This window comes from Streptomyces sp. NPDC058964 (assembly GCF_042741275.1).
GTDB lineage: Bacteria > Actinomycetota > Actinomycetes > Streptomycetales > Streptomycetaceae > Streptomyces.
Genome location: NZ_JBHYKH010000052.1, coordinates 6,577 through 8,090 on the forward strand (window position 1 = coordinate 6,577; position 1,514 = coordinate 8,090).

Sequence of the window (1,514 nt, forward strand, 5' to 3'; positions counted from 1 at the left end):
CTCCCCGCCCCGGCGGGCGGCTCGCCCCCCCCCCCCCCCCCACCCGCGCCCCCCCCCCCCCACGACAGCTCCGCATCTCACAGAACCCTTCGCCTGCGGCCGAGCCAGGTCTGTGCGACGACCACCACGGCCAAGAAGGCGCCGCTGACGACCTGTTGATAGGCCGAGTCCAGTGAGCCGATCTGGTTGATGACGTTCTGGATGACCTTCAGCAGCAGCACGCCCACGAGGGAACCGCTGATGAAGCCGAAGCCGCCGCTCAGCAGGGTGCCGCCGATGACCACGGCCGATATCGCCTCCAGCTCCATCCCGGTGCCGAGGATGGTCACGCCCGACACCAGCCAGGCCGCGTTGAGCGCGCCCGCGAGCCCCGCACACAGCCCGGACAGCGTGTAGACCGCGATCTTCGTGCGGGCCACGGGCGCGCCCATGAGGGCCCCGGCGTCCTCGTTGCCGCCGACCGCGTAGACGTACTGCCCGAACCTGGTCCGGCGGAGCACGGTCGCGCCCAGCGCGAACAGCGCCACGGTGATCCAAACGGGGATGCCGATGCCGAACAGCGAGCCCTGCCCCAGGGTCGCGAAGAAGGAGTCCTTGCCGACCAGATACGTCTTCGAGCCCTCGTCGGTGATCGCCAGGAGAAGGCCCCGGGCCCCCAGCATGGCAGCCAGGGTGACGATGAACGGGGCCAGCCGGACCCGCGCGATCAGCAGCCCGTTGACCAGTCCGATCAGCCCGCACACGGCGAGTGGGAGCGCGAGGGCGACCACGGTCCCGAACCGCGACCCCCAGGCCGCGAGCACGCCGCCCAGGGCGAACAGCGAGCCCACCGACAGGTCGATGCCTCCGGTGACGATCACGAAGGTCATGCCGAGGGCGACCACGGCGAGGAACGCCGAGGACAGCGCCATGTTCTCGAGGTTGTCGCCGGTCAGGAACGTGTCGAAGCTCAGTGACGCCACGACCACGGCGATCACCAGAGTCACCAGCGCGCCGTGCTGCTGGGCGAACGCGCTGAGCCGTTCGGAACGGCCCGCGCGTGGGGGATCGTCCTCGATCCGGACGGTGGCCGGGGCCGGCACGCCGGCCTCCTCGGTGTGCACGGTCATCGCCTGCCTCGTTCCCGGGCCGCGTAGACGGCGAGCACGATCACCGCGGCCTGGGCGATCTGCGTCCACGACGGCGGAAGGTCGTGCTTGATCAGGGTGGTGGTGAGCAACTGGATGAGGACGGCACCCGCCACGGTGCCGCCGATGCGTACCCGCCCACCGCTGAGCGGGGTGCCGCCGACGACCACCGCGGTGATGGCGGACAGTTCCATCAGGGTGCCGAGCGAGGTGGGGTCGCTCGCGGTCAGGCGGGCGGTCGCGAGTACGCCCGCGATCGCGGCGAGGGCACCCGAGATGACGTAGACCACCACGAGCACCCTGCCGACCGGCAGTCCGGCGAGCCGGGCCGCCGGTCGTCGGTCGCCGATTGCCCGCACCTTGCGTGCGATAGTGGTCCCGCGCACC

At 71.4% G+C, this 1,514-nt stretch carries 2 protein-coding genes; both read right to left on the minus strand.

The features are described from left to right. Positions 1-77: 77 nt before the first annotated feature. A complete protein-coding gene (locus ACFW2E_RS09660) occupies positions 78-1,109 on the minus strand; it encodes an ABC transporter permease (RefSeq protein WP_384463983.1) in 1,032 nt (343 codons plus the stop codon). Beyond that, positions 1,106-1,514 (minus strand): ABC transporter permease (locus ACFW2E_RS09665; protein WP_384463986.1); only part of this gene is annotated, 409 nt, incomplete at its 5' end. The genes ACFW2E_RS09665 and ACFW2E_RS09660, both read right to left, overlap by 4 nt.